This is a genomic window from Stenotrophomonas sp. TEPEL (genome assembly GCF_004348785.1).
Classification (GTDB): Bacteria; Pseudomonadota; Gammaproteobacteria; order Xanthomonadales; family Xanthomonadaceae; genus Stenotrophomonas; species Stenotrophomonas indicatrix.
The window spans coordinates 973,194-999,962 of record NZ_QQXJ01000001.1 but is presented as its reverse complement, the minus strand read 5'-3'; the positions used below and the strand labels follow the sequence as shown (position 1 = coordinate 999,962).

Genomic DNA, 26,769 nt, shown 5'->3' with positions numbered 1-26,769 from the left:
TGGCCGGCCACACGGAAAATGCGCCGATACCCCAACGAAAAAAGGCCGCGGCAGTGCCGCGGCCTTTCAGCATCCAGCGATGAAGAACGCCTCAGCCGTTCGGAATCAACGTGTCGATCAGATGCTCGACATACGCTTCGAAATCCTCGCGTGCCTGCTTTGGCTGCTGCAGCTGCAGCGACAGCTGCAGGAAGCCGACATAGGCCGCGTAGGCCAGCCGGGCGCGATGGCGTGCATCGGTCGAGCTCAGGCCCGCTTGGCGGAACGAGGCAATCAGGTAATCGAGCCGTCGCTGCGACACGCGGTCGATCACCGGCCGCACCATCGGATGGTCCAGCGCCTTCAGCAGCTCGCTGTAGATGATGTGCGGCTGCACTTCGTGCGCCACCATCTGGAACAGCTGGCGCAGGCGCACGCGTGGATCCGGCACGTCTTCCAGGCTGCCGAACACCTGTTCCTGCTCGAACAGTTCCCAGCGTTCCAGTGCGGCCTGCAGCAGCGCATCACGCGAGGGGAAATGCCAGTAAAAACTGCCCTTGGTCACGCCAAGGCGGCGCGCCAGCGGCTCCACGGCGACGGCGCTCACACCTTGTTCGGCAATCAGATCGAGGGCCGCCTGGGCCCAGTCTTCGGCACTCAGGCGGCTGTTGCGGCCGGCACGCGGTTCGCCGGCGGAAGCGTCAGGTTGATTCATTTGCTGATTTAACCATACGCCGGGGTTCGTTGCAGTACGCGATTGCTGCCGAAACCGTCGGCAACCCGGCCGGGAGGCATTCCCGCAGCGCACCATACCGTGCAGTATTGACTTCCTGCCGAACCTATCCATACTAGCGAGTATGGTTATGTCCCCTACTCCCGCTGCATTCCATGACCTGCGCCTGGAGGCCGCCCACGGCGCCTCGCTGGCGGCAACCGCCAGCACCTCCGGCCGTCGCGGCCGCGTCCTGTTCGCGCATGGGTTTGGTCAGACCCGCCATGCCTGGACGACCACGGCCAAGGCGCTGTCGGCAGCCGGCCTGCAGACCCTGGCTTACGACGCCCGGGGTCACGGCGATTCCGACTGGAATGCGGCCGATCTGGCGTACCACGGTGAGCAGTTCGCCGATGACCTGATCGTGCTGGCCGGCGAACAGCCGCGACCGCCGGTACTGGTGGCTGCCTCGATGGGCGGCCTGTTCGGTCTGTTGGCCGAATCGCGCTGGCCGGGCCTGTTCTCGGCCATGGTGCTGGTGGATATCACCCCGCGCTGGGATACCGCTGGCGTCGAGCGCATCCTCGCCTTCATGACCGCGCATCCGGAAGGATTCGCCTCGCTCTCGCAGGCTGCCGATGTGATTTCGGCCTATGTGCCGCATCGTCCGCGCAAGTCCGAAGACTCGCTGCGCGCGCTGCTGCGCGAAGATGGCCACGGTCGCTGGCGCTGGCACTGGGACCCGCGCCTGGTGGCCGAACTGGCCCGTGACAGCGAGCAGCACCAGGATGCACTGGCCGAAGCCGCGCGCCAGGTGAAGTGCCCGCTGCTGCTGGTCAGCGGTGGCCGCAGCGATCTGGTCACCCCGCAGACGGTGGCCGAATTCCTGGCATTGGCGCCCCACGCGCGCCACGTACAGTTACCGCAGGCCACGCACATGGTCGCCGGTGATGACAACGACGCCTTTACCGCTACTGTGTTGGACTATCTGGACGTGTTGCCCGCAGCGGATGCTGCAGCTTCGTCCGCCATAAACGAGCACGTCACCGGAGCACGCTCATGAGCCTCGTCATTCCCTTCCTCGCCCTGCTGCTGGCAGGCGCGTTCGTCGCCTACCACCGCATGCGCCTGCTGACCTGGACGCTGATCAGCGTGGCCCTGCTGGTGGCCTGCTGGTTCATCCCCTACGTCAGCCAGACCGCCACGATCGTCGCTGCCGCGATCCTGGCCGTGATCGCCGTGCCGCTGCTGCTGCCGTTCATCCGCAAGCCGCTGCTGACCGGCCCGATGATGAAGGTGTTCCGCAAGGTGCTGCCGCCGCTGTCGCAGACCGAGCGCATCGCCCTGGAAACCGGCTCGGTCGGCTTCGAAGGCGAACTGTTCACCGGTGATCCGAACTGGAACATCCTGCTGAACTACCCCAAGCCGCAGCTGACCGCTGAAGAACAGGCCTTCCTTGATGGCCCGGTCGAACAGCTGTGCACGATGGTCAACGACTGGGAGATCACCCACGTCCATGCCGACCTGCCGCCGGAACTGTGGGCCTTCATCAAGAAGAACAAGTTCTTCGGCATGATCATTCCGAAGGAATACGGTGGCCTGGGCTTCTCCGCGCTGGCCCACCACAAGGTGATCCAGAAGCTGGCCTCGGTGTCTTCGGTGGTCAGTTCCACCGTCGGCGTGCCCAACTCGCTGGGCCCGGGTGAACTGCTGGTGCATTACGGCACCCAGGAACAGAAGGACCAGTACCTGCCGCGTCTGGCCGATGGCCGTGAAGTGCCCTGCTTCGGCCTGACCGGTCCGTTCGCCGGCTCCGATGCGACCTCCATTCCCGACTACGGCATCGTCTGCAAGGGCGAGTGGAACGGCGAGCAGGTGCTCGGCGTCAAGTTGACCTTCGACAAGCGCTACATCACCCTGGCCCCGGTCGCTTCGCTGATCGGCCTGGCCTTCCGCATGTACGATCCGGATGGCCTGATCGGCCAGACCCGCGACATCGGCATCACCCTGGGCCTGCTGCCGCGCGAGACCGCCGGCGTTGAAATCGGCCGTCGCCACTTCCCGCTGAACTCGACGTTCCAGAACGGCCCGATCCGCGGCAAGGACGTGTTCATTCCGCTGACCCAGCTGATCGGTGGCGCTGCGATGGCCGGCAAGGGCTGGAACATGCTCAACGAGTGCCTGGCCGTGGGTCGTTCGATCACCCTGCCGTCCACCGCCAGCGGTGGTGCCAAGGCCGGTGCCGCAGTCACCGGCGCCTATGCGCGCATCCGCAAGCAGTTCGGCCTGTCGGTCGGCCGCTTCGAAGGCGTGGAAGAAGCGCTCGCCCGCATCGGTGGCAAGGCGTACAAGATCAGCGCGCTGTCGCAGGCCACCGCCGCTGCCGTGGACCGCGGTGACGTGCCGTCGGTGCCGTCGGCGATCGCCAAGTACCACTGCACCAACATGAGCCGCGAAGTGATCTCGGACGTGATGGACGTGATCGGCGGCAAGGGCATCATCCTGGGGCCGCGCAACTTCGCCGGCCGCAGCTGGCAGGCCGCGCCGATCGCCATCACGGTGGAAGGCGCCAACATCATGACCCGCAGCCTGCTGATCTTCGGCCAGGGTGCGATCCTCTGCCACCCGTGGGTGCTGAAGGAAATGAAGGCCGCGCAGGACCCCGACACCCGTGCCGGCCTGCAGGACTTCGACCGCAGCCTGTTCGGCCACATCCGCTACGGCATCTCCAATGCCGTTCGCTCGTTCTGGTTCGGCCTGACCGGCGCACGCTTCGGCGCTGCCCCGGGCGACGCCTACACCCGCCGCTACTTCCGCAAGCTGGACCGTTATTCGGCCAACCTGGCGCTGATGGCCGACATCTCGATGATGACGCTCGGCGGCAAGCTGAAGTTCAAGGAATCGCTGTCCGGCCGCCTGGGCGACGTGCTGAGCCATGTCTACATGACCAGCGCCATGCTCAAGCGCTACCACGACGAAGGCGCCCCGCAGGCCGACCAGCCGCTGCTGGCCTGGGCCTTCCATGACAGCGTGCACAAGATCGAGGAATCGCTGTCGGCCGCCCTGCGCAACTTCCCGATCCGTCCGATCGGCTGGCTGATGTGGGCGCTGATCTTCCCGCTGGGTCGTCGTGCCGAGGCCCCGGGCGACCGCCTGAGCCGTCGCGTGGCTGCGCTGCTGATGGCACCGAACGAAGCCCGTGACCGCCTCGCCAGCGGCGTGTTCCTGACCCCGTGCGAGAACAACCCCGGTGGCCGCATCAACAGCTACCTGAGCAAGGCGATCATGGCCGAGCCGGTGGAGCGCAAGTTCCTGAAGGCGCTGAAGAGCAAGGGCATCGAGGCGCTGGACTTCAAGGCGCAGCTGGACGAAGCCGTCGCCGAAGGCGTGATCACCCAGGACGAGCGCAGCCTGCTGGAAGAGCTGCGTACGCTGACCCTGGACACCATCACCGTGGATGACTTCGACACCCACGAACTGCGCGCGGCCAGCTACTACGACCGCCAGAACAAGGACCCGCACTCGCAGGCGGCCTGATCGCCCGCGACACGTGTTGCCTCGACGGCGGGCCTGGCCCGCCGTCGCTTTGTCCGCCAACCGGAAACCGCCATGTCCACGCCCCTGCTTTCGCTCTATCACCGCCTGCAGCGCTGGCCTGCCGGCACCTGGCTGTTCTCGCGCGCGGTGTGCTTCAAGGCGCCCTATTTCGCCAGCATCACCCCGCGCATCACGCGCCTGGAGAACGGCCGCTGCGAGGGCACGCTGGCCGACCGCCGCAGGGTGCGCAACCACATCGGCACGGTGCACGCGATCGCAATGTGCAACCTGGCCGAACTGACCGCCGGGCTGATGGTCGATGCGTCGCTGCCCAAGGGCATGCGCTGGATCCCGAAGGGCATGCAGGTGCAGTACCTGGCCAAGGCGCGCGGCACGCTGCAGGCGACGGCATTGCCGGCGCAGCCGATCGTGGTGGCGACCGAAGGCTATGCGTTGCCGGTGACGGTGAGTGTGCGCGACCGCGCGGGGACGGAGGTGTTCAGCGCGGTGATCGACATGTGGCTGTCGCCGGCGAAGTAAGGTTCCCGCGAACGGCGCAGCCCCTCGTGGGTGGACGGCGAAAGCGGTTTATCGGTTGGGCCGGAGGGGTGGGTCCATGCGGGGACGCCGCAAGTACGTCCCTGTAGCAACTGTGTTGCTGGAGGAGCGCCAGCCCTTCCGGTAAACGGGCACGGTAGTGCCGGCCGCTGGCCGGCAGCCTCAGGAGCAACGCCCTCTGGTGCGCTCAGGCGGGGATCGGTCCGCTCGACCAACCCCATGACAAGCTCCACGCGACCAACCCACGAGGGGCTGCGCCGTTGGCCGGAAATCACGCCAGTGCGCGAAACACCAACGCCAGGATCGCCGGCACCGCCTGGATCATGAAGATGCGCCGGCTCACGCTGTAGGCGCCATAGCACCCCGCCACCACCACGCACACCAGCGAGAACGTCACCAGCACCGGCTGCGCCAGCACCAGCCCCGCCACGATGCCCGCCGCCAGGAAGCCGTTGTACAGGCCCTGGTTGGCCGCCAGCACGCGCGTGGTCTCCGCCTTCTCCGGTGAATTGCGGAACGTCTTCAGGCCCAGCGGCCGGGTCCACAGGAACATCTCCAGCACCAGGAAATAAACGTGCAGCAGGGCGACCAGCAGGGTCAGGGCGAGCGCGATCCAGTACATGGGCGGTTCCTCGAACAGGGATGGAGAATGGGGTCGGATCCCTTTCCCTGCGGGACAGGGATCCGACCCAGGAAAATCAGCGGTCGCGCGGCAGCTTCTTCTCTTCGCGCAGCACACCGAACGCCGCCAGGGTCATCAAGCCGGCGACGGCTACACCACCGATGAACACCACGTGCGAACCGAACAGCGACAGCCCCTTGTGCAGCCAGGCGAAGGTCAGGTCGGCGCCGCGGTACACCACCGTGTCGATCGCCGCGCCGGCCTTGTAGCGCCACTGCCGGTCCACGCGGGTGTAGATGGTTTCGCGGGCAGGCTTGGCCAGGGCGAACTCGCTGGCGCGGGTCATCACCTGCACCACCGCCACCATCAGCGGCATCGGCGATGCGGCCAGCACGGAGAAGCCGATCAGGATCGCAAAACCGGGAATCAGCAACGCCGGGGCGATGCCGTGGCGCGACAGCAGCCAGCGGGTCAGCCCGAGCTGCATCAACAGCGCCAGCGCGTTCACCGCCAGGTCGATGCGCGAAAAGAAGGCGGTGGCAGCGCCTGCATCGTTGAACGAGGCACGCACGATGGTGGCCTGCTGGTTGTACAGCAAGGTGCCGACACCCACGCCGAACACCACCATGATCGCCAGCCAGCGCAGCAGGGGCTCGCGCACGATCAGCTTCAGGCCATCGAGCACGCTGCCGCCCATCGGCTGCTCACCCGACACCAGCTGCTGCTCACGCTCGCGCAGCACCGCCCAGTGGCGCAGGCGCCAGATGCACAACAGGCACACGACCAGGAAGCCGGCCGAAACCAGCATCAGGTTGGCGATGCCCACCCGCTGCACCAGCGCACTGGTGATGATCGGGCCGAGGAAGGCGCCAACAGTGCCGGCCGCACCGATGTAGCCGTAGTAGGCCCGCGCCTGCGCATTGGAGAACACATCGGCCATGAAGCTCCAGAACACCGCGACCGCAAACAGGTTGAACACGGTGATCCAGAAGAAGAACGCCATGCCCCGCCCGGGTACGCCGCTGTCGAACAGTGCGTAGAAGCCCAGCAGGGTGGCGATGAAGAAGCCGTACACCGCCGGCAGGAACACCCGCCGCGGGAAGCGGCTGACCAGCCAGCCATAGACCGGCTGCAGCACCAGCATGATCACGAACACGCAGGAGAACAGGAACTGCAGGACGAAGTCCTTCAGGGCGATGCCATGGCTGGCGAACCAGGCGATCAACGCCGCCGGGAACACCGTCTCCAGGTCGGCCGAAGCGGCCATCGCCTCGCGTACCGGCCGCAGCACGTAGTAGCCGCTGAGCAGGCAGAAGAAGTACAGGAACGACCACCACAGCGCCGGCGACTCGCGCAGCGCGGCCAGCAGGCCCTTCAGTGCCCCGCTCTCCCGCGCCGCGCTCACGCGGCTCCCCTCGCCCGCAAACGGCGGTTGGACAGCGGCATGGCAGGCTCCGGGGGCAGTGAAGCGCGTACGTTATCCAATGCACTGCAACATCGCCAGCGCAGGCGGCGCCGATGGCTGCAACGCAGTGTCACGGACCGGCCCGGCGGACACCTTGTGATACACGCTTTTCTGGCGTCAAAAATCCAACTTTTTCAACGAGATGCGCATTCATCTTCGCTTTGTTTGTGCACAGGCGAAAAGCGGCGCTAGAATCATCCCCAGCAGTCGCGCACGGGTTCCAACCGATGAAAAAGAACAGCCTGCGTCGTCCGATCCGTTCGGCGGCCACCGGTTTGCTGGGCATGTTGATGCCCCTTGCCTTGTCCACCACCGCGCAGACCCCGCCGGCGTTGCCGCCGATGCCGACCAACATCGAAACCGCCGCCGGTGGCGCCGTCGCCCACACCCAGCCTGCGGCCTACCGAACCGGGCTGGTGCCGCAGGTGCAGTTGCCCGCTGCCGGTTTCAACGTCGCCAACATCGAGTCGATGGCGCAGCAGCTCACCTATGGCGAGCGCGTGCCGGGCATGGCAGTGGCCATCGTGCAGGGCGGCCGCGTGCTCAGCGCGCGCGGCTACGGTGTCACCGACGTCAACAACCCGTTGCCGGTCGACGCCCACACCGTGTTCCGCCTGGCGTCGCTGTCCAAGGCCTTTGCCGGCACCATGGCCGGCCTGCTGGTCAACGACGGTACCCTGCGCTGGGACAGCAAGGTCACCGACTACGTGCCGGGCTTCCGCCTGAACTCGCCGGAGGCCACCGACCGCCTGACCGTGGCCGATGTACTCAGCCACCGCGTCGGCCTGCCGTACAACGCCTATGACCGCGACATCGAAGGCAATGCCGAGTACTACGCGCTGACCCAGAAGCTGGCCAACACCAGCCTGAAGTGCCTGCCGGGCGACTGCTACGCCTACCAGAACGTGGCCTTCAGCCTGATCGGCGACGTCGTGTATGCCGCCTCCGGCAGCTTCTACGAGCAGTCGGTCGAACGCCGCATCTTCAAGCCGCTCGGCATGAACGATGCCAGCCTCGGCCTGGCCGGCATCCAGGCCAGCTCGCGCTGGGCGCGCCCGCACGTGCGCAGCCGCAACGGCTGGGTGTCGCTGACGCCGAAGCCGACCTATTACCGCGTCGCCCCTGCTGCCGGCGTCAACGCCAGTGCCAGTGACATGGCGCAGTGGTTGCTGGCCCATACCGGCCACCGCCCGGACGTGCTGCCGGCACCGCTGCTGGCGACCCTGCACTCCAGCCTGATCAACACACCGGGCGAGATGCGTTCGGGCTGGCGCCGCGAACGCCTGCACTCGGCCGGCTACGCGCTGGGCTGGCGCACCTTCGACTACGCCGGTCACGATGTCGTGTTCCATGCCGGCGCGGTGCAGGGCTACCGCGGCCTTGTTGCACTGGTGCCCGAGCGCGACCTCGGCATCGCCATCATGTGGAACGGCGAAAGCGGCCTGCCCAGCGGCCTGCTGCCGACCGTGCTCGACGCAGCCCTCGGCCTGCCGTCGCAGCGTTGGCTGGACGTGGACACCGACTTCGGCAGCGACAACCTGATGGCCGAGGGCGCCACCCCGGCACAGCAGGACAAGCGCAAGGGCAAGGGCGCTTCGGGCAACCGCGCGGTGGCCTCGCCGCGCTGAGCTGGCGAGCTCGACGTTGAGCAGAAGGGCGGCCCTCGGGTCGCCCTTTTTCGTATGCGCTTGCGCGTCCTCCACGTGACGCCGCACCCTGACCGATCGTGCCGGAGGCTAGTGGGCGAAGTAGTGCATTCCGCCATCCACCGGAATCACCGCTCCGGTGATGTACCCGGCCAACGGTGAGGCCAGGAACGCAACCAGGTGCAGCGTGCAGGCGCTGCAGCTACATCAATGCCTGTCGCTGGGCCCGGCTGCGCTGTCGCACTGGCTGGGCAACGAAGTGGCATTGCCGGCGCCGCCTCCGGGACGGTTGCAGATCAACAACGGCGAAGCGTTGCGCCAGGCCGCGCTGCAGGGCCAGGGCATCATCCTGCAGTCGAGCCTGCTGCTGGCCGCAGACATCGATGCCGGTAGCCTGGTGCCGTTGCTGCCCCAGGCACGTGGTCCATGCGCACGACCGCTTTCACTCGGCCCGGCTGCGCAGCTTCGTGGATTTCCTGGTCGAGCGGTTTCCCTGCGACGCAGCGGGTGAACGCAGCTGGCCAGGCGCAGGCAGCCCATAAAAAAACCCCCTCCCCGCTGGGCAGTCGGGGAAGGGGTCTCAGGGTACGGCTATCGGGAAGTACTTAGATCAGCGGTGCCGGAGTTGCCGGAAGGGCCACCGGAGCGGCCTTCTTCTTGCGGGCGGCCGGCTTGCGCTTGGCAACCTTCTTGGCAGCCTTCTTCGGGGCAGCCTTCTTGGTCGCCTTCTTCGCAGTCTTCTTCACTGCCTTCTTGGCGGTCTTCTTTGTCGCCTTCTTCACTGCCTTCTTGGCGACCTTCTTGGCCGGCTTGCGGGCAGTGGTCTTCTTGGCGGCTTTCTTGGCAGTCTTCTTGGTGGCCTTCTTGGCTACCTTCTTGACGGCCTTCTTCGCGGTCTTCTTGGCAGCGGACTTCTTGGCTACCTTCTTGGCCGCCTTCTTCACTGTCTTCTTCGCAGTGGCCTTCTTGGCGACCTTCTTGGCAGCCTTCTTCACTGCCTTCTTGGCGGTCGCCTTCTTCGCGACCTTCTTCACTGCCTTCTTGGCAGCGGCCTTCTTGGCGACTTTCTTCACCGCTTTCTTGGCGGCGGGCTTTTTCTTCGCAGCTTTCTTGGTTGCCATGGTGATGGCTCCTCGTCAGTGATAGGGAGTTGAAACGCCCAGGTGGATCAAACCCGCCCATGCTGCGTGCGGGGACCGCCGGCGCGTCAGGCGCGCCGTTACGGATGCGGTGATGCCCGCCACGATCGGCGGAGCAGGCATCGGAACAGGGGTCGCCTTGCATTTCTCGAGGGGAAGCGGGGCCATCTCCACCGTCGTCAGGATCGCGGTGGTCTTCGAGGGGCTGCTTCGCATCGGACGATTGATTCTGCGCACTCGGTTTGGCAGGCAAGGTCTGCTGAGGCGAAACCTAATCACGGTTTTTTTTACTGTCAACAACCCCCGCGAAAAATTTTCACATCCGCCGCGTCCCGGAAGCCCTTCCCGCGCCAGCCACTGTGCCTTCGCGAGCGCCGGCAAACACTGCATTGCGCAGCGCCGCCGCCATCGGCTGCGCATGACAGGCGAAGAAAAAACACTTGAAATAGGCACTCTGCTTCATGCACAGGGAAGAGATGGAACATTGCACGGCGACGTGCTCCTGCAGGGCGACGCACGCGCCGACGCCAGCACAACGGCCCCGCAACAAGGCCGAAAATTTTTCACATCCGGGTGCGCTGCCACGGGGGTGGAAACACGGATTTGCGCAAAACTGCGCACGCCTTTTGCCCGTGCTCAACACCGGCTGATGCCGTGGCGATGGTGTGCGGCAAACCGGTCGGCATGAGTGGGAGGCGTTCTGCAAAACGAAAACGGCCACCCGAGGGTGGCCGTTTTCGTACCGGGGAAACGACGACTCAGTGCTCGTCGTCTTCCAGGCCTTCGGCGTACGCGTCCGGGTCCAGCAGCTCGTTGAGCTCATCGCTGTTGGACACTTCGACGACGAACATCCAGCCATCGCCGTAGGCGTCTTCGTTGATGGTTTCCGGCTTGTCGGCCAGTGCCGAGTTGACCTCGACGATGGTGCCGCTGATCGGGCTGTAGACGTCGGAGGCGGCCTTCACCGATTCGACGACCGCGATCTGCTCGTTGGCCTTGGCGGTCGCGCCGACTTCGGGCAGCTCGACGTAGACCAGGTCACCCAGCAGGCCCTGGGCGTGGTCGGAAATACCGACGGTCACGCGGCCATTGCCTTCGACACGGGCCCACTCATGGGATTTGAGGAACTTGAGGTCGCCGGGGATCTCGCTCATGGGACTGCTCCAGAGATATGCAGGGGGTGGAAAAAACGGGGCTAGTGTAACCAACCGGCCGCCACTGCTGGCAGTGACGACCGGCACGTTTGGATCAGGCGTCGCCAAGCACGCCGGGCTGGGCCTGGCCTTCGCGCACGAACGGGAACTTGACCACCCGCACCGGCACCTGACGGCCGCGGATGTCGACGGTGACCTGGCCGAGTTCACCGGCCGGCACGCGCGCGAATGCGATGCCCTTGGCCAGGGTCGGCGAGAAGGTGCCGGACAGGATCTCGCCCTGGCCACCGGCAGTGGTGACCGCTTGGCCATGGCGCAGCACGCCCTTCTCATCCATCACCAGGCCGATCATCTGACGCGCGTTGCCGGCGGCCTTCTGCGCCTCCAGCACGTCGCGGCCGATGAAGTCACGGCCTTCGTCCAGCGACACCGTCCAGGCCAGCGCCGCTTCGTACGGGCTGATCGCTTCATCCATGTCCTGGCCGTAAAGATTCATGCCCGCTTCCAGGCGCAGGGTATCGCGCGCACCCAGGCCGGCCGGCTTCACGCCGGCGGCAAGCAGGCGGTTCCAGAACGCGACCACCGCATCCTGCGGCAGCAGGATCTCGAAACCGTCTTCGCCGGTGTAGCCGGTGCGGGCGACGAACAGTTCAACGCCGTCGTCGGACTGCACCTGCAGCGCGGCGAAACGGCCGAGCTTGCCCAGCGACTCACGGTCGGCTTCGCGGGCCAGGCCGATGACGATGTCGCGCGCCTGCGGACCCTGCACGGCGAGGATCGCCAGGTCCGGACGCTGCTCGACCGAGACGTTGAACGGCGCAGCCTGCTCGCGCAGCCACGCCAGGTCCTTCTCGCGGGTGGAGGCGTTGACCACCATGCGGAAGAAGTCCTCGCCCAGGTAATAGACGATCAGGTCGTCGATGACGCCGCCCTGCGGATTCAGCATGCACGAGTACAACGCCTTGCCGGTGGTCTTGAGCTTGTCGACCGAGTTGGCCAGCAGGCGGCGCAGGAACGGCTTGACCTGGTCGCCGCGCAGGTCGACCACGGTCATGTGGCTGACGTCGAACACGCCCGACTCACGACGCACCAGATGGTGCTCGTCCAGCTGCGAGCCGTAGTGGATGGGCATGTCCCAACCCCCGAAATCGACCATCTTGGCGCCAAGGGCGCGGTGGGTATCGTTGAGCAGCGTCTTCTGGGTCATGACCGGGTCCGGCAGCAGAGGAAACAAGAACGCGCATTATCCCAGATCGGTCGGCCGCAGGTCGCGCCGCAGCGCAGCGGGGTGTTGGCCGGCCTGCGGCCGGCGGGCGCTTTCTACAAGCCAGGCAACGGCAACGGCAACGGCCAAAGCGTATCGGCTCGGCGACGTCTGTGGGCTGGTGGGGCGGTGTGGGGTGGTCCGTGCCCGGTCCGTGCCCGGCGCTACTGGTCCGATGGCCGCTGCGCTCGCCGGGCGTGGCCCGGCGCTACCGGTCCGATGGCCGCTGCGCTCGCCGGGCATAGCCCGGCGCTACCGGTCCGGTGGCCGCTGCGCTCGCCGGGCATNGCCCGGCGCTACCGGTCCGATGGCCGCTGCGCTCGCCGGGCATTGCCCGGCGCTATCCGATATCCGGAACGCCTGCGGTAGCGCCGGGCCATGCCCGGCGGATTCCGGTCAGGCCGCCAGCGAATCCAGCGCAGCTTCCAGCGCGTCGAGATTCGGCAACAGCGCGCTCTGTTCGCCCAGCAGCACGCGCATGTGCACGATGTCAGGCAGGTTTTCCTCGGACGCGTCGGCCAGCAGGCCATCGCGCGGTACCGAAATCAGCTGCGGGAAGCTCTGCGTCAACAGCGCGTAGTAGGGGCGCTGCGCGTTGCCGTTGAGGGTCTTGAGCACCACCACCTTGTTGTGGCCGGCCACCGTCTCTTCGCCCAACCCGGAGAGCCGTGCGAACGACACCAGGGGCACCTGCCAGCCGTGCCAGCCGATCTCGCCCACCAGCCAGCGCGGCGCGTCGGCGACCGCCTGCACCGGCACCCGCGACATCATCTCGGCCACGGTTGCATTGGGCAGCAGGACCCGTTCGGCACCGGCCGAGATCAGGACGCCACGGATCTCATCATTGTTGGCGTAACTCATGCCGCATCTCCGTCATCATCCAGGCCCCAGCGCGCGGCGATCACCTGCGCCAGCTCCTGCGGTTCACCGGCCACCATGCCGGCGGCGACCACGGCCGTCGCCGCAGCCGGGTCGTAGCAGCCTTCGCCCACCTGCCCGGCCACCCAGGCACCGGCGGCAGCGAGGTCCAACGCCGGACCGACATGGGCCAGGTCAGCACCGCTGAGCAGGACCAGCGCGCTGTGCTCGGCCGACAACGCGGCAATCGAAATGCCCTGCGCTTCGCTCTGGAAATACAGGCCATCGGCAGCAGCGTGCACGCCAATGTCATCGGCCAGCACGTGCACTTCGCCAGCGGTGGCGCGCTGGCCGGCTTCGGCCAGCTGCACCGGCAGCGGCGATACGCGGGCCATCTGCTTGACCAGGTTGCCGTAGCGGCCGCCGTCCAGGCGCATGTGCACCAGCACCGGCACGGCCAGCCCGCTGGGCAGTGCAGCGAGCAGGCGGCGCAACGCATCGGGACCGCCGATACCGGCCAGTACCAGCAGTGCGCCGGCGCGGCTACCTGCAGGCGCGGCAGCGTCCAGGTCGACCAGAGAAAGATGTCCGGTATCGAATGTGGCTTCCGGCGATCCGGTCGTGGTGGCAACCGGTGCAGCTGCCGGCGCGTCACTGGCCTCGTCAACCAGCGACCAGGCCGTGTGGTCGGTGAATACCGACGGCGCCGCTGCCGGTACCGGTGGCGGTTCCGGTGCTGCTTGCACAGGTGCTGCCGGTTCCGGTTGCACCGGCTGCAGCGCAGCCAGCGCCTGCTCCAGCGCGATCGGCTCGTGCAGATGTGCCGGCGGCGAATAGAGGCCATCAGCCGGCACGTCGTCGGCCCAGGAACGGGCCTGTTCCAGGTGCGGCTGCAGCGCAGTCTCCTGCGGCAGCGGCGGCGTCGACGGCAGGCCCGGCTCAAGCTGCAATGCCGGTTCGTCCTCGGCGCCCGGCGGCAGCACCTGCTGGTGGCCGTGCAGCTTGGCGGCAAGGTGACGGCCCCAGCGCTGCGCTTCCCAACCATCGCGACGCGCGGCCAGTTCAGCCTCGTCGAACACCAGGGTCAAACCGGGCGCCGACAGCGCCGGTTCCAAGCGCTCCAGCGCGTCTTCAATGGCCGCTTCCAACGCGATCACCACGAACTGCGGGCGCGCATCCTGCAGCGCCTGCGGCTCCAGCGTCATGGGATCGTCTTCCAGCACGATCTGCACGTCGGCATGGGCCAACGCCTCGCGCAGGCGCTCACGCGCCGCACCCGGACGGGCCAGCAGGGCTACGGCCGGAACCGGATCGAGGTCACTCACGGACACGGGCAATCCCCAGCAAATCGTACACGTTGCGCATCAGGTCCAGCTCCTGGTACGGCTTGCCCAGGTAGCGCTGCACACCGATTTCGAAGGCGCGCTGGCGGTGCTTGTCGCCGCTGCGCGAGGTGATCATCACGATCGGCACGTCCTTGTAGCGCGGGTCGGCACGCATCGCGGTGGCCAGCTCGTAACCGTCCATCCGCGGCATTTCGATGTCCAGCAGCATCAGGTCCGGCACGCGTTCTTCCAGCTGTTCCAGGGCTTCGACGCCATCGCGGGCCACGCTCACCTCGAAGTTGTGACGCTCCAGGATGCGGCCGGTGACCTTGCGCATGGTCAGCGAATCGTCCACCACCATCACCAACGGCACCTGCCGTTCCTGGCGGGGTGCGTTGACCAGTACCGGCGCGGTCGGGTTGGCCAGGAAACGACGCACCAGCGGGGCCACGTCCAGGATCACCACCACGCGGCCATCGCCGGTGATGGTGGCGCCGTAGATGCCCGGTACCGAGGCGATCTGCAGGCCCACCGGCTTGACCACGACTTCGCGGTTGCCCAGCACCTGGTCGATCGCAACGGCGGCGCGCAGGTCACCGGCGCGGACCAGCAGCAGCGGCACCTGGGCCTGGCCGTCGGCGCGTGCCGGGGCCTGGCCGACCAGACTGCCGAGGTCGTACAGCGGATAGTCTTCGCCACCGTACCGGTAACTGCTGTCGGCGGCTTCGAAGCGCTCGTGCGACAGCCGGCCAATACCGCTGACCGAGGCGACCGGCACCGCGAAGGTGGTTTCGCCGATCTGCACGAACACCGCCTGGGTGACCGCCAGCGTCTGCGGCAGGCGCAGGGTGAAGCGCACGCCCTGGCCACGCACCGACTGGATGTCGACCGAACCGCCGAGCTGGCGCACTTCGTTGCCGACCACGTCCATGCCGACGCCACGGCCGGCCAGCTGGCTGACCTGGTCGGCGGTGGAGAAGCCCGACGCGAAGATCAGGTTGTCCAGTTCCTGCTCGCTCGGCTGCGCGTCGGCCGGCAGCAGGCCGCGCTCGATGGCACGACGGCGGATCGCCTCGCGATCCAGGCCAGCGCCGTCGTCGGCCACGTCAAGCACGATTTCCGAGCCCTCGCGGTGCAGGCGGATGGCGATCTCGCCTTCTTCCGGCTTGCCGGCGGCACGACGCTGTTCCGGCGCTTCCAGGCCATGGGCAACCGAGTTGCGCAGCATGTGCTCCAGCGGCGCGACCATGCGGTCGAGCACGTTGCGGTCGAGCTCGCCGTGGGTGCCTTCCAGGGTCAGGTGGACCTGCTTGCCGGTGTCCATGCCGGCCTGGCGGACCACACGGCGCAGGCGCGGCACCAGGCCGTCAAACGGCACCATGCGCGCGCGCATCAGGCCATCCTGCAGTTCCGAACTGACACGCGACTGCTGCTGCAGGAGCGAATCGTACTGGCGCGACAGATCATCCAGCACGCCCTGCAGGCCACCCAGATCGGCGGCCGACTCGTTCAGCGCGCGGCTGAGCTGCTGCAGGGTGGAGAAACGGTCCAGTTCCAGTGGATCGAACTTCTGGTCGGCCTGGTCCTGCTCGCGCTGGTAGCGGGCCACGATCTGCGCTTCGGTTTCCAGGTCCAGGCGACGCAGCTGGTCACGCAGACGCGCATTGGTGCGTTCCAGCTCGCCCATCGCGCCACGGAAGGCACCGAGCTGCTGTTCCAGGCGCGAACGATAGATCGCCACTTCACCGGCATGGTTGACCAGGCGGTCGAGCAGGTCGGCGCGCACACGCACCTGCTCCTGCTGCGGACGGGCCAGCGGGTCTTCCTCGCTGGAGCCTTCCACCGGCAATGGTGCCGACAACGGGGCATCGACCACGGCCACGGCCGGCGTCGCCTGTGCGCTCTGCTCTTCCACGACGGCAGCGGCAGCACTGGCTGCTGCTGCGCTGGCCGCGGCGGCGATATCGGTGGTGGTGCGTGCTTCAAAGGCATCGAGCAGATCCTGTGCCGGCTCGACGATGCGGTGTTCGCCGGTACGGGTCAGCAGCTGGTGCAGACGGTCAAAACCGCGTTCCAGCAACTGCACGTCAGCACGTTCGATCTCGGTGCGACCGCCAGCGACCGCCTCCAGCAGCGATTCGATGCTGTGGCCCAGATCACCGATGGCATTGATGCCCGCCATGCGCGCGCCGCCCTTGAGCGTATGCAGATCGCGCTGCAGGCCGGCCAGGGCCTCGCGATCCTGCGGCGCTTCGCGCAGCTCGCTGATCAGCCCATCGCAATGATCCAGCAGGTCCTTGCCTTCCTCGACGAAGATGTCGACCAGCTCGCGGTCGTGGATGCTGAAGTCGAGCAGGTCGGCACTGTCTTCGGATCCGGATTCAGAGTCGGAGCCGGTCTGGGCTTCTTCGGCCTGGGCTTCGAGCACGGGCGCATCCGTCGGCACCGCCGCATCGATGCTGTCGACGGCGACAGGTTCGACCTCGACCGCCGCAGCCTCCGCCGCGACCGGCACCACGATCATGCCGCTGTCCGCCGCGGCACCCTGGCCCGGAGCATCTTCCAGCTCGAAGAAACGCGAGGGCGAAATGGCGTCCTGCGCCGTCTCCGCGGCCCCGACGTCTTCCACCGTCGCCGGGGACGGCTGGTCGGTGCTCTCTCCTTCACCGACCGCCGCCTCCCCGCCGACGTCCGCATCCTCGGCAAAGGCTTCCGCCTCGCCAGGCGCGAGTTCGCTGGCCTGCAGGCCGAGGACGGGCCATTGCCCGTCTTCGTCCTGGCCTTGCTCCTCGTCGATCACGTGCAGGCCGGCCTCGAGCGCGGCTTCCAGCGTGACCGGGTCTGCGAAGCCCGGCACAGCCATTTCATCCTGCAGGCTGGACAGCCCGCTGTCGAGTGGCACTGCAGCAGCGTCGTCATCCTCTGCTGTTTCAGGCGTCAACGGCGACAGCGTATTCAGGTCGTTTGCGACATCCAGGTCGCGGTCGTCAACAGGAAGTGCACTGGCGTCCAGATACGGCGACAGATCGTCCACCGCAGTCAACGCCGCGTCTTCCGATGGGATGTCTTCCGATGTCGCCACAGCCTGACCGGCGTCAATTTCCGCGGCAGCGAGCGTGGAAGCAGCCCCTTCCAGCGTCGACTCCGGCGCCGGGCCGTCCGGCATCGACGGCCACCCTGCATCGAAGTAGCGCGACAGATCATCGCTGCCGGTCAATTCGGCGGACTCCAGGCCCGCATCGCTCAACGCGTCCTCGCTGAACTGCAGCGCCTCCAGCACCTCGGCACCGGTGTCGCGTTCGACCTCCGGCTCGATCTCCACCGCATGCACCGGCTCGCCCATGTCGGCGTCGGCGGCATCCGCTTGTGCGACCAGCGGAAGCAGCGGGTCTTCGTCTTCATCCTCGACGTCCAGCCCGGCCATCGGCCAGCGTGCTTCCGGCAGTTCCCCGGCCAACGCCTGCAGGCGCTGCGCCAGTTCAGCCTGCGGCGCAATCCGCGGTTGCTCGGCCTGCAGCGCGTCCATGGTCGCGTTGATCGCCTGCGCGGTTTCGTCCAGGGCCGCCACGGCGTCATCACCGGGCACCACCTCGGCGGCCAGTGCGCGCTTGATGTACGACTCGGCGCCGCCAGTGACGGCGGTGATTTCCGGCACCTCGGTCATCGCGAAGGCACCGTTCATGGTGTGCACCGCGCGCAGCAATGCATCGCTGACCGGCTGTGGCGCCTGCTGCGCCGAGCGCAGCCAGCCCTGCAGCGTGGCCTGGTGGAGTTCCACCTCGGCCTCCAGGATCTCACGCAGCACGCTGTCGATGTTGGCCGGGGTACCCGGCGCTTCGACAGCGCTCTGTGCGGGGGCATCGACATCCTGCACGGCGCTGTCCAGCGGCGCGGCAGCATCGGTCGGCGCCTCGGCCGTCGGCGCGGTGGCGCCCGGCAGCGCAACGTAGAACGTTTCTTCGCCTGCACCCACGCGATCGGCGATGGCCTGCATCGCCTGCAGGTCGACGCTGACCCGCTGGCCGTCGCGCAGTGCCGCGTTCAACTGCGGCAGCGCCGTGTATGCGTGATCGACCATCGCCAGTACCGCCGGCGTGGGGGCACGGCTGCCATCGAGCACGCGGTTGAGCATGCCCTCGATCTTCCACGCGAACTCACCCAGGGTACGTGCGCCGACCAGGCGGCCACTGCCCTTCAGTGTGTGGAAAATGCGCCGGATCGGCCGCAGCCGGTCCATGTTGTCCGGTTGCATGCGCCATGCCGGCAGCAGCGTGCCGAGATTGCCCAGCTCGTCGTCGAATTCTTCCAGGAACACCTCGCGGATGTCCTGATCGATGTTTTCGGCATCGTCGTCGAAACCCGCATCGAACCCGCCCTCGGCCACGGCCGGCGGCACGGTTTCGGTCGGCACGACGGCGGCCGGCATGGCCTGCGGATTGAAGCCGGCGGCAGCGGCATTCAGCTCTGCAAAGAACTGCGCATCGGCTTCGCTGAAGTCGATCGGCGCGATCGTATCCACATCGACCAGCGCCACTGTCGGCGCAGCAGGCACGGCCGGCAGGTCTTCGGATGCGGGCAGATCAGCGGCCGGTGCGCCGTAGACTGCGGCATCGATCGCGGCGTCGCCATCAACGGTGGAGTCGAGCCGTTCGCTGATGGCCAAGCCATCGGCCTGCGCCACCGCACCTGCGTCAATGAACTCCAGCGTCGCAGGCGAGGCCTGCTCGTCGTCCAACGACAGCGTTTCCATTGCCTCCAGCGACAACACGTCATCGGCGTTGTGCAGCAGGCTGCTGTCGAAACGGAACACCACATCGTCGCTCAGCGACGTGTGGCCGTCCTGCTCGGCGGCAACCGGATCGAAGGACGGCGAAATGACCACGTCCAGCGACATGGCAGGCGACGCCTCGCCCAACGACGGCGCAAGGAAGGCGTCATCATTGCCGTCTACGGTGCTTGCCTGCGTGCCGCCCTCTTCCGGCACCGGCGCTTCGGACAACGTCCAGGCAGCGGTGTTGGGCTGCTCGGCGGACACCGGATCGAAGCTGTCGAACGTCGGCGCACGCTCGTCGCTGCGTCCGGCAGCACTACCTGCCGGCGCGTCGAATCCGCCCAGTTCCCACTGCGGCACTTCCGGCGCGGGCGCGCTGGAGGCAGCGAACAACAGGGGCGCCGGGGTGCCGTGCGGTTCGGCCGACAACGCTGGCGTACCCAGCGATCCGAACATAAGACCGTTGTCGGCGGGCGTAGCCTCCGGCAGCGGGTCGAAGGTGAAATCGGGCAGCGACGCCGGCACGTCACCCGGTGCCGGCGCGGAGGCCTGCACGTCGATATCCAGCGGTTCGATCTGCAGCGGCTCGGCTGGCACGACGACAGCTTCGCGCACGACCGGCTGCACGTCTTCGGCAGCGACCACGCCGCGCTCGGGCAGCGGCCAGTAGCGCAGCGCTTCCAGGCTGCTGCGGGTGATGTCGAGGATGTCCTCGCGACCCGGACGGCGGTCACGCAGGGCTTCCAGGTAGTACTCCAGGCTGGCCATGGCGTCGGCCAGGGTGTCCAGCTGGCGACCACTGGGCACCCGCTGACGACCGATCAGTTCGGCTTCGATGTACTGCTGCACGCCGCGCAGATAGTCTGCTGCGGTGCCCAGGTCGAGCATGCGCAATGCGCCGGAGACATCGCCGAGCAGGCGTGGCACGTCCTGCAGTTCGGCGTGGTTCCAGCTGGTTTCGATGAAAGCGACGAAATGCTCGCGGGCGGCGGCGAAATTGGCGATCGCCTCGTGCGCCAGCACTTCCACCGTGCGCCGGTTCTCCACCGCGCTCGGATCATCCTGGCCACTGCCACTGGCACCGAGGTGTGCGACCTGGTCGTCCAGCGATGCATCGACATAGAGCAGCGCACCGGCGATATCCAGCAGCATGTCTTCGTCGATCTGCTGGCGGCCCTCGGCGACCCCGCGCAGCGCGTCGCGCTGCTGCACGACCACGCCCCGCGCAGCGCCCAGGCCGAGCATGCCCAGCGTATCGGCCACCGAACCCAGCTTGGTCACCTGCTCCTGCAGCTGCTGCGGCGGACCGTCGGTGCGCAGGTGCAGGTCCAGCGCGTCCTTGACCTGCAGCAGTTCTTCCTTGACCGCGTTGCCAACGGTGTCCAGCAGCTCGCGGTTGCGGCCGCTGAGGCTGCCGCGTGCATGGTCCAGCTCGGCTTCGGTGGCGGTCACCGAATCGGGCGCGAACGCGAACAGGACGCTGTCGTTGACCAGCGCTTCGCCACGGGCGGCGCGGATCTCGTTGAGCAGCGGCTGCAGCACGATCGGGATGTCACGGTGTCCGTTCTGCAGGCGCTCCAGGTAATCGGGCAGCAGCACGCTGCCGCGCATCAGGGTGGCGCAGGCCTCGTCGCGCTCGGCGACCTCGCCCTTGCCGACAGCAACGGCGAGCTGTTCCAGCTCCTCGGCCACCATCGCCGGTGCATACAGTTCGACCATGCGCAGCGTGCCCTGCACCTGGTGCAGGTAGCCGGCGCAGATGCGCATGCGGCTGCTGTCGGCCGGATCTTCGGCGAAGTACTCGACCTCGTTGCGCACCAGGCGCAGGGTCTCGTCCAGCTCGGGCTTGACCCAGCCCAGGGCTGCGTGGCTCATCGCATCGCGCAGGCTGTTCATGGATGCGCTCCGGTCGCCGCCGCGCGACGGTCGCGCGGATCCTGGCGTGGGGAATGGAAATGCTTCATCGACTGGTTCCTTGCTCGCCGCCCTGCCCGTGTCACGCCGGCAGCTTGAAGTCGGCGACCGAACGACGCAGGTCGGCCGCCAGCTGCGCCAGGTGGCCGATCGACTCGGCGGTCTGCCCGGCACCCTGCGAGGTCTGGCCGGTGATCTGGCGGATCACGCCCATCGTGCGGGTGATGTCCGACGCCGCCGACGACTGCTGCTGGGCGGCGATGGAGATGTTCTTGATGAGGGTATTGAGTGCGTTGGACACGCGCTCGATCTCGGTCAGCGCGGTGCCGGCGTCCTCGGCCAGGCGTGCACCGGACACCACTTCGGCGGTGGTCTGTTCCATCGAGGTGACCGCTTCGTTGGTGTCGGCCTGGATGGCCTGCACCAGGTTCTCGATGCGTCGGGTCGCACCGGAGGTGCGTTCTGCCAGGCGCTGCACTTCGTCGGCCACGACCGCGAAACCACGACCGGCTTCACCGGCCGAAGCCGCCTGCACGGCAGCGTTCAATGCCAGGATGTTGGTCTGCTCGGAAATGTCGTTGATCAGTTCCACGATGGAGCCGATCTCCTGCGAGGATTCGCCCAGGCGCTTGATGCGCTTGGAAGTCTCCTGGATCTGGTCGCGGATCTGGTCCATGCCCTGGATGGTCTCGCGGACCACGCCGGCACCTTCGGCGGCGATCACCACCGAACGCTGTGCCACGTCGGCCGACTCGGCCGAGTTGCGCGATACCTGTTCGATGCTGGCGGCGATTTCGCCGATCCGGTCCGATGCCGAGGTGATCTGGTTGGCCTGGTGGCCGGCCGCTTCGGCCAGCTGCATCGCGGTGGCCTGGGTTTCCTGGGTCGACAGCGCGACCTTGGCCGAGGTGTCGTTGATGGTGGTCACAAGGTGGCGCAGTTCATCCACCGCGTAGTTGATGGCGTCCGCGATCGCGCCGGTCATGTCCTCGGTCACCGAGGCCTTCACCGTCAGGTCGCCCTCACCGAGCGAGGAGATTTCGTCCAGCAGCCGCATGATCGCCTGCTGGTTGCGACTGTTGAACTCCACCTGGGTCTGGTAGCGCAGTTCCTGCTCGCGCGAGCGGCTGCGCACGTTGGTGGAGACGAAACCGATGATCGCGATCAGCGACAGCGCACCGGACACCACGCCGATCCAGAAATTCGGGAACAGGCGGGTGTCGGACACCGAACCGAACGAGGAGAAGGCTTCGAACAGCTTGCGGCTGTCGGTCAGCATCTTCGCCGAACCCTGGCCCAGTGCGGAGGCAGCGGACTGAGCGGCGAACAGCTGGCGCGAGCTGGCCAGGATCGCGTCGGCGTCCTGCTTCATCGCCTGCCACTTCTGCTGCGACTGCTCCAGCGCAGCGACGGCGGCAGCGCCGCGCACCGCGGTGATGCCCAGATCCTCGTTGCCATTGCGCAGCGCATCGAGCACCTGCGAGAACACGGTGATGTCGCGGGCCAGCGCATCACCGGCAGCGGCGGCAGCCGTGCCGCCGGCGCGGATTTCAGTCACGCGGCGTGCCATCGAACCGGCCACCACCACCTGCTGCAGGGCGCTGTAGACCTGCGACGACGGGGCGCCGGAGGCGGACATCGCACGCACCAGTTCGTTCAACTGGGCCTGCAGGCCCGGCACCGCACCGGAGAAGTTGTTGGCGTTGCCGGCCAGGGCCAGTACTGCCGGTTCACTGGCCACCAGCTGGCCCGCCTGCTTGCCCAGCGGCGCCCAGGTGTCGGCCAGCGTCGAGATCGCCCCGGACACGCCGGGCTCGTTGCCGTAGCGCCCCTGCAGGGTCGACACGTTCTGTTCGATCGCGTTGCGGGTGGCCTTGAAGGCGGTGAAGGCCTGCGCGTTGCCGCCGACTGCGTCACGGCCCTGGTTGGCCAGCTGCTGCGACAGCACCTGCAGGTCCGCGGCCTTGGAACCGGCATCGGCCAGGCGGCTGCCCTGCCAGGTGGACACGCCGGTGTTCACACCGAACAGGATCATCGACAGCGCCAGCAGCGCCAGCCAGAGGTTGCTGCCGCCCAGCCGCAGCTTGCCGGACTTGTTGGCATCCGAAGCAGTACTCATCGTTCAACCTCGATTTTCAATGCAGGGGGCGATGCCCGGCCTCAGGCCGCGGCTTGCCGGAATTCAGGGGTACGCGACAGCAGCGAGAGCGAGAACACGCCCCAATCGTTGCCATCGGCATGGAAAGCGCGATCGACGAAGTGGCCGTAGCGTCCCTCGGCCAGTGAACCGGCCTCGATCTGCTGGGTCAGCTCGAAGCTGCGCTGGCCGAACAGCTCATCGATGGTCAGGGCGACGTCGCCACCGGCCTGGCGCATGATCAGCACGCGCTGGCCTTCCTGCTGGACGGTACGCGCCCCTTCCAGGAAGTACTTCAGGTCGACCACCGGGAACAGGTTGCCGCGCAGGTTGCCCACGCCCAGCAGCCACGGCTGCGCGCATGGCACCGGGGTCACCGGCGGCATCGGCACGATCTCCACCACTTCGCGGAAATCGGACACCAGCCGACGCTGGCCAACACGGTAACCGACGCCACGCCACAGGTCCTGGGCGAACTGCCGCCCGGGCAGCTGCACCGCGTGGGCCAGGCTGCGCCGTTCGTAGGCTTCAAGAATGTCGAAGGGCGAGCGCATCAGGCCACCAGCTCGTTGATCCGGGCGATGAGTTCTTCCTCGCGCGGCGGCTTGACGATGTAGTCGGCGGCACCTTGGCGCAGCCCCCAGGCCTTGTCGGTTTCCATCGCCTTGGTGCTGACGATGATGACCGGGATGTGCTTGATCGCTGCGTCGCGGGCCATCGCCCGGGTCGCCTGGAATCCGCTCATGCCCGGCAGCACCACATCCATCAGGACCAGCTGCGGCACCTGGTCGCGGACCAGCTGCAGGCCATCTTCGGCATTGTCCGCTTCCAGCACCTCATGGCCGGCACGGCGCAGCCATTGGGTGAACACCGCGCGGTCGGTCGGTGAATCCTCGATCAGGACGATACGAGCCATTGTGCCTTTCCCCCCTGGTCAGGCGTTGACGTATGTGCGGATGGCACCCAGCAGTTCTTCGCGCGTGAATGGCTTGGTCAGGTATTGCTCCGAGCCGACGATGCGCCCCCGCGCCTTGTCGAACAGACCATCCTTGGACGACAGCATGATCACCGGGGTCGCCTTGAACAGCTGGTTGCCCTTGATCAGTGCGCAGGTCTGGTAGCCATCCAGGCGCGGCATCATGATGTCGACGAAGATGATCTGCGGCTGCTGGTCGGCAATCTTGGCCAGGGCCTCGAAACCGTCCGTCGCGGTCACTACTTCGCAGCCTTCGCGCTTCAGCAGTGTTTCCGCAGTCCTGCGGATGGTCTTCGAGTCATCGATGACCATCACCCGGAGTCCTGCGAGCTCCCCGCCCGCAGTCGTGTTTTCAGTCATTGCCATTCCCCAAGCGCACGGCCCAATCTTTGGCGGGAGCCGCTGCGAAAGCGTATCTATATCGCACTTCCCGCGCCCGCTTCAAGGGCGGTCCGTGGCGCGGGGCGTGGCGCCGGGCTGAACGTGACCGGATTGGCAATCACTGCGCAGCCCGGCAAGGGACGCTGCGTTGCACATCGCCGGGGAGGCACACGGCCGGCGTTGCCGCTACCATCAACGCCTTGCCTGACAGGTGCACCCATGCCGTTGAACGTCATCGTGGTGATGGACCCCATCGCCCACATCAAGATCGCCAAGGACACCACCTTCGCCATGCTGCTGGAAGCCCAGCGCCGCGGCCATGCCCTGCACTACGTGCGCCCGGGCGGTCTGGCGCTGGAAGGCGGGGTGGCCGTGGCCTGGACCGCCCCCCTGCAGGTGCGCGACGACCCGGCCGGCTGGTACGAGCTGGGCGCATTCAGCCGGACCGAATTCGGTCCCGGCCAGATCGTGCTGATGCGCAAGGACCCGCCGGTCGACGCCGAGTATGTCTACGACACCCAGGTGCTGGATGTCGCTGCCGCCGCCGGTGCGTGCGTGGTCAACAACCCGCAGGGCCTGCGCGACTACAACGAGAAGCTGGCCGCGCTGCTGTTCCCGCAGTGCTGCCCGCCGACCCTGGTCAGCCGCGACGCCAAGGCACTGAAGGCCTTCGCGCTGGAACACGGCCAGGCAGTACTGAAGCCACTGGATGGCATGGGCGGACGCTCGATCTTCCGCAGCGGCCAGGGCGACCCGAACCTGAACGTGATCCTGGAAACGCTGACCGACGGCGGCCGCAAGCTCGCCCTGGCCCAGAAGTTCATTCCCGATATCACTGCCGGCGACAAGCGCATCCTGCTGGTCGACGGCGAGCCGGTTGATTACTGCCTGGCGCGCATTCCGCAGGGCGATGAGTTTCGCGGCAACCTGGCCGCCGGTGGCCGTGGCGAAGGCCGTCCGCTGAGCGAACGCGACCGCTGGATCGCCGCCCAGGTCGGCCCGGAAATGAAGCGTCGCGGCATGCGTTTCGTCGGCCTGGACGTCATCGGCGACTACCTGACCGAGGTCAACGTGACCAGCCCGACCTGCGTGCGCGAGCTGGACGCGCAGTACGGCCTGAACATCGCCGGCACCCTGTTCGACGCGGTCGAGGCCGATCTGCGCTGATGGATGCCGCACCTGCCGTTCTCGCCCCGCCGCCGCGCGAAGCGCAGCGGCTGGGCGCCACCATCGCCCTGTCGGTGCTGGTGCACGCCCTGCTGATCCTCGGGGTCGGCTTTGCCGTGAAAGGCGACGCGCCCCTGGTGCCGACCCTGGAAGTGATCTTCAGCCAGACCCGCACCGCGCTGACCCCGAAGCAGGCCGATTTCCTGGCCGCCGCCAGCCAGGAAGGCGGTGGCGAGCACGATCGTGCGCAGCGCCCCCGCGACAACCAGGCCGGCATCGTGCCGCAGGCCCAGGCCGGCATCAGTCCGGTACCCCAGCAGCAGCAGTCGGCAGCACCGGTGCCGCCGCCGCAGGCGCGGGTGGTCAGCAGCCGCAATGGCCAGGACACCGTGGCCGTGGCGCAGTCGCGCCCTACCCCGCTGCAACCAACACCGGATGCTCCGATGACCGCGCGCGAACAGCGCGATGCTGAAATGGCGCGGCTGGCGGCGGAAGTGCACCTGCGTTCGGCGCAGTACGCCAAGCGCCCGAACCGGAAATTCGTTTCGGCCAGCACGCGCGAATACGCCTACGCCAATTACCTGCGTGCGTGGGTGGACCGCGCCGAGCAGGTCGGCAACCTGAACTACCCCGACGAAGCACGGCAGCGCCGGCTGGGGGGACAGGTGGTGATCAGCGTGGGGGTACGCCGCGACGGCAGCGTGGAAAGCAGCCGGGTGTTGAAGTCCAGCGGCACGCCGCTGCTGGACGAAGCCGCGCTGCGGGTGATCCAGCTGGCACAACCGTTCCCGCCGTTGCCCGACAGCGAAGACCAGATCGACATCCTGCAGGTCACGCGCACGTGGGTGTTCCTGCCCGGTGGCGAACTGCGCGACGACCGGTGAGGTTTTCTGCCCGGGCCTGCGGCCCGGGCCCCGCTGCAAGCAACAGCAACGGCAACTGCAACGGCAAGATCAAGAGCGGCGTTTGGGCTGTTCGGTTTGGCGGGGCGGTGTGGGCTTGCAGGACACGCCGTAAACCCATCCATGAAGTGACCCCTTAAAGTTGGACAGTTGGGGGGTCAGGCAGCCAGCGCGACCTGTTCCCGGTACTTTACCGGGCTCAGGCCCTTTAGTTTCAGTCGGATACGGTCTTCGTTGTAGTACCGGATGTACTCCACCAGTC

General features: G+C 67.1%; 22 protein-coding genes and 1 pseudogene. 8 read left to right on the top strand and 15 right to left on the bottom strand.

Going from position 1 to position 26,769, the window contains the following annotated elements; all coding sequences use genetic code 11:
• Window positions 1–91 precede the first annotated feature (91 nt).
• A complete protein-coding gene (locus TEP_RS04450; RefSeq protein WP_025877807.1) occupies window positions 92–694 on the bottom strand; it encodes a TetR/AcrR family transcriptional regulator in 603 nt (200 codons plus the stop codon).
• A 142-nt stretch (window positions 695–836) separates the two neighbouring features.
• On the opposite strand from TEP_RS04450, the gene TEP_RS04445 reads away from it, so the two are divergent.
• The 3 genes from TEP_RS04445 (at window position 837) to TEP_RS04435 (ending at window position 4,768) form a co-directional block, all read left to right on the top strand.
• Window positions 837–1,754 carry an alpha/beta hydrolase gene (locus TEP_RS04445; protein WP_033831779.1) on the top strand — a complete coding sequence of 306 codons (918 nt, stop codon included), beginning with the start codon at window positions 837–839 and terminating at the stop codon, window positions 1,752–1,754.
• Entirely contained in the window at window positions 1,751–4,228 is a 2,478-nt protein-coding gene (locus TEP_RS04440; protein WP_132824411.1) for an acyl-CoA dehydrogenase, read from the top strand. The genes TEP_RS04445 and TEP_RS04440 overlap by 4 nt, the downstream gene beginning before the upstream one ends.
• A gap of 72 nt (window positions 4,229–4,300) precedes the next feature.
• Complete coding sequence (locus TEP_RS04435) at window positions 4,301–4,768, top strand: hotdog fold domain-containing protein (RefSeq protein ID WP_132824410.1); 468 nt, start codon at window positions 4,301–4,303, stop codon at window positions 4,766–4,768.
• 289 nt (window positions 4,769–5,057) lie between these two features.
• Here the strand turns inward: TEP_RS04435 and TEP_RS04430 are convergent, their stop codons facing one another.
• Both TEP_RS04430 and TEP_RS04425 read right to left on the bottom strand, forming a co-directional pair.
• Window positions 5,058–5,408: a DUF1304 domain-containing protein gene (locus TEP_RS04430; RefSeq protein WP_132824409.1), complete on the bottom strand. Its 351-nt coding sequence runs from the start codon at window positions 5,406–5,408 to the stop codon at window positions 5,058–5,060.
• A 76-nt stretch (window positions 5,409–5,484) separates the two neighbouring features.
• Entirely contained in the window at window positions 5,485–6,813 is a 1,329-nt protein-coding gene (locus tag TEP_RS04425) for an MFS transporter (RefSeq protein WP_132824408.1), read from the bottom strand.
• Between the two features lie 287 nt (window positions 6,814–7,100).
• On the opposite strand from TEP_RS04425, the gene TEP_RS04420 reads away from it, so the two are divergent.
• Complete coding sequence (locus TEP_RS04420) at window positions 7,101–8,501, top strand: serine hydrolase domain-containing protein (RefSeq protein WP_025877795.1); 1,401 nt, start codon at window positions 7,101–7,103, stop codon at window positions 8,499–8,501.
• Between the two features lie 108 nt (window positions 8,502–8,609).
• Here the strand turns inward: TEP_RS04420 and TEP_RS04415 are convergent.
• Window positions 8,610–8,699, bottom strand: a pseudogene (locus TEP_RS04415) (SDR family oxidoreductase); the annotation flags it as partial.
• Window positions 8,700–8,706: 7 nt separating this feature from the next.
• Here TEP_RS04415 and TEP_RS04410 point away from each other — a divergent pair.
• Window positions 8,707–9,030: a LysR substrate-binding domain-containing protein gene (locus TEP_RS04410; protein ID WP_240790628.1), complete on the top strand. Its 324-nt coding sequence runs from the start codon at window positions 8,707–8,709 to the stop codon at window positions 9,028–9,030.
• Window positions 9,031–9,124: 94 nt separating this feature from the next.
• Here the strand turns inward: TEP_RS04410 and TEP_RS04405 are convergent, their stop codons facing one another.
• Window positions 9,125–9,640, bottom strand: a complete 516-nt coding sequence (locus TEP_RS04405) for a histone (RefSeq protein ID WP_132824407.1) — start codon at window positions 9,638–9,640, stop codon at window positions 9,125–9,127.
• A 112-nt stretch (window positions 9,641–9,752) separates the two neighbouring features.
• On the opposite strand from TEP_RS04405, the gene TEP_RS04400 reads away from it, so the two are divergent.
• Entirely contained in the window at window positions 9,753–10,346 is a 594-nt protein-coding gene (locus TEP_RS04400; RefSeq protein WP_132824406.1) for a hypothetical protein, read from the top strand.
• A 70-nt stretch (window positions 10,347–10,416) separates the two neighbouring features.
• On the opposite strand, the gene gcvH is transcribed toward TEP_RS04400, so the two are convergent.
• The 9 genes from gcvH to pilG form a co-directional block, all read right to left on the bottom strand.
• Complete coding sequence (gcvH, locus tag TEP_RS04395; protein WP_059064838.1) at window positions 10,417–10,812, bottom strand: glycine cleavage system protein GcvH; 396 nt, start codon at window positions 10,810–10,812, stop codon at window positions 10,417–10,419.
• A gap of 94 nt (window positions 10,813–10,906) precedes the next feature.
• A complete protein-coding gene (gene gcvT / locus TEP_RS04390) occupies window positions 10,907–12,019 on the bottom strand; it encodes a glycine cleavage system aminomethyltransferase GcvT (RefSeq protein ID WP_132824405.1) in 1,113 nt (370 codons plus the stop codon).
• Between the two features lie 453 nt (window positions 12,020–12,472).
• Window positions 12,473–12,937: a chemotaxis protein CheW gene (locus TEP_RS04385; protein WP_093818699.1), complete on the bottom strand. Its 465-nt coding sequence runs from the start codon at window positions 12,935–12,937 to the stop codon at window positions 12,473–12,475.
• A complete protein-coding gene (locus TEP_RS04380; RefSeq protein ID WP_132824404.1) occupies window positions 12,934–14,265 on the bottom strand; it encodes a chemotaxis protein CheB in 1,332 nt (443 codons plus the stop codon). Before TEP_RS04380 ends, TEP_RS04385 begins: the two co-directional genes overlap by 4 nt.
• Window positions 14,252–20,926, bottom strand: a complete 6,675-nt coding sequence (locus TEP_RS04375) for an Hpt domain-containing protein (RefSeq protein WP_132824403.1) — start codon at window positions 20,924–20,926, stop codon at window positions 14,252–14,254. The genes TEP_RS04380 and TEP_RS04375 overlap by 14 nt, the downstream gene beginning before the upstream one ends.
• A 100-nt stretch (window positions 20,927–21,026) precedes the next feature.
• On the bottom strand, window positions 21,027–23,063 hold the full coding sequence (locus TEP_RS04370; protein ID WP_132824402.1) for a methyl-accepting chemotaxis protein: 2,037 nt from the start codon (window positions 23,061–23,063) through the stop codon (window positions 21,027–21,029).
• Between the two features lie 41 nt (window positions 23,064–23,104).
• A complete protein-coding gene (locus TEP_RS04365; protein WP_093818702.1) occupies window positions 23,105–23,635 on the bottom strand; it encodes a chemotaxis protein CheW in 531 nt (176 codons plus the stop codon).
• A complete protein-coding gene (locus TEP_RS04360; RefSeq protein WP_025877749.1) occupies window positions 23,635–23,997 on the bottom strand; it encodes a response regulator in 363 nt (120 codons plus the stop codon). The genes TEP_RS04365 and TEP_RS04360 overlap by 1 nt, the downstream gene beginning before the upstream one ends.
• An 18-nt stretch (window positions 23,998–24,015) precedes the next feature.
• Window positions 24,016–24,417: a twitching motility response regulator PilG gene (pilG, locus tag TEP_RS04355; RefSeq protein ID WP_005418455.1), complete on the bottom strand. Its 402-nt coding sequence runs from the start codon at window positions 24,415–24,417 to the stop codon at window positions 24,016–24,018.
• A gap of 240 nt (window positions 24,418–24,657) precedes the next feature.
• Here pilG and gshB point away from each other — a divergent pair, with 240 nt between their 5' ends.
• Both gshB and TEP_RS04345 read left to right on the top strand, forming a co-directional pair.
• Window positions 24,658–25,605 (top strand): glutathione synthase, encoded by a 948-nt coding sequence (gene gshB, locus TEP_RS04350; protein WP_132824401.1) that lies wholly within the window; start codon window positions 24,658–24,660, stop codon window positions 25,603–25,605.
• Window positions 25,605–26,489: an energy transducer TonB gene (locus tag TEP_RS04345; protein ID WP_025877745.1), complete on the top strand. Its 885-nt coding sequence runs from the start codon at window positions 25,605–25,607 to the stop codon at window positions 26,487–26,489. Before gshB ends, TEP_RS04345 begins: the two co-directional genes overlap by 1 nt.
• Before the next feature lie 176 nt (window positions 26,490–26,665).
• On the opposite strand, the gene TEP_RS04340 is transcribed toward TEP_RS04345, so the two are convergent.
• Window positions 26,666–26,769 (bottom strand): IS3 family transposase (locus tag TEP_RS04340; protein ID WP_132826450.1); only part of this gene is annotated, 104 nt, incomplete at its 5' end.

Excerpts from the sequence above, each read along its gene's own strand:
- TEP_RS04450 (WP_025877807.1), bottom strand. The coding sequence starts at position 694 with ATGAATCAACCTGACGCTTCCGCCGGCGAACCGCGTGCCGGCCGCAAC.
- TEP_RS04445 (WP_033831779.1), top strand. The coding sequence starts at position 837 with ATGGTTATGTCCCCTACTCCCGCTGCATTCCATGACCTGCGCCTGGAG.
- TEP_RS04440 (WP_132824411.1), top strand. The coding sequence starts at position 1,751 with ATGAGCCTCGTCATTCCCTTCCTCGCCCTGCTGCTGGCAGGCGCGTTC.
- TEP_RS04435 (WP_132824410.1), top strand. The coding sequence starts at position 4,301 with ATGTCCACGCCCCTGCTTTCGCTCTATCACCGCCTGCAGCGCTGGCCT.
- TEP_RS04430 (WP_132824409.1), bottom strand. The coding sequence starts at position 5,408 with ATGTACTGGATCGCGCTCGCCCTGACCCTGCTGGTCGCCCTGCTGCAC.
- TEP_RS04420 (WP_025877795.1), top strand. The coding sequence starts at position 7,101 with ATGAAAAAGAACAGCCTGCGTCGTCCGATCCGTTCGGCGGCCACCGGT.
- TEP_RS04405 (WP_132824407.1), bottom strand. The coding sequence starts at position 9,640 with ATGGCAACCAAGAAAGCTGCGAAGAAAAAGCCCGCCGCCAAGAAAGCG.
- TEP_RS04400 (WP_132824406.1), top strand. The coding sequence starts at position 9,753 with ATGCCCGCCACGATCGGCGGAGCAGGCATCGGAACAGGGGTCGCCTTG.
- gcvH (WP_059064838.1), bottom strand. The coding sequence starts at position 10,812 with ATGAGCGAGATCCCCGGCGACCTCAAGTTCCTCAAATCCCATGAGTGG.
- gcvT (WP_132824405.1), bottom strand. The coding sequence starts at position 12,019 with ATGACCCAGAAGACGCTGCTCAACGATACCCACCGCGCCCTTGGCGCC.
- TEP_RS04385 (WP_093818699.1), bottom strand. The coding sequence starts at position 12,937 with ATGAGTTACGCCAACAATGATGAGATCCGTGGCGTCCTGATCTCGGCC.
- TEP_RS04375 (WP_132824403.1), bottom strand. The coding sequence starts at position 20,926 with ATGAACAGCCTGCGCGATGCGATGAGCCACGCAGCCCTGGGCTGGGTC.
- TEP_RS04370 (WP_132824402.1), bottom strand. The coding sequence starts at position 23,063 with ATGAGTACTGCTTCGGATGCCAACAAGTCCGGCAAGCTGCGGCTGGGC.
- TEP_RS04365 (WP_093818702.1), bottom strand. The coding sequence starts at position 23,635 with ATGCGCTCGCCCTTCGACATTCTTGAAGCCTACGAACGGCGCAGCCTG.
- TEP_RS04360 (WP_025877749.1), bottom strand. The coding sequence starts at position 23,997 with ATGGCTCGTATCGTCCTGATCGAGGATTCACCGACCGACCGCGCGGTG.
- pilG (WP_005418455.1), bottom strand. The coding sequence starts at position 24,417 with ATGACTGAAAACACGACTGCGGGCGGGGAGCTCGCAGGACTCCGGGTG.
- gshB (WP_132824401.1), top strand. The coding sequence starts at position 24,658 with ATGCCGTTGAACGTCATCGTGGTGATGGACCCCATCGCCCACATCAAG.
- TEP_RS04345 (WP_025877745.1), top strand. The coding sequence starts at position 25,605 with ATGGATGCCGCACCTGCCGTTCTCGCCCCGCCGCCGCGCGAAGCGCAG.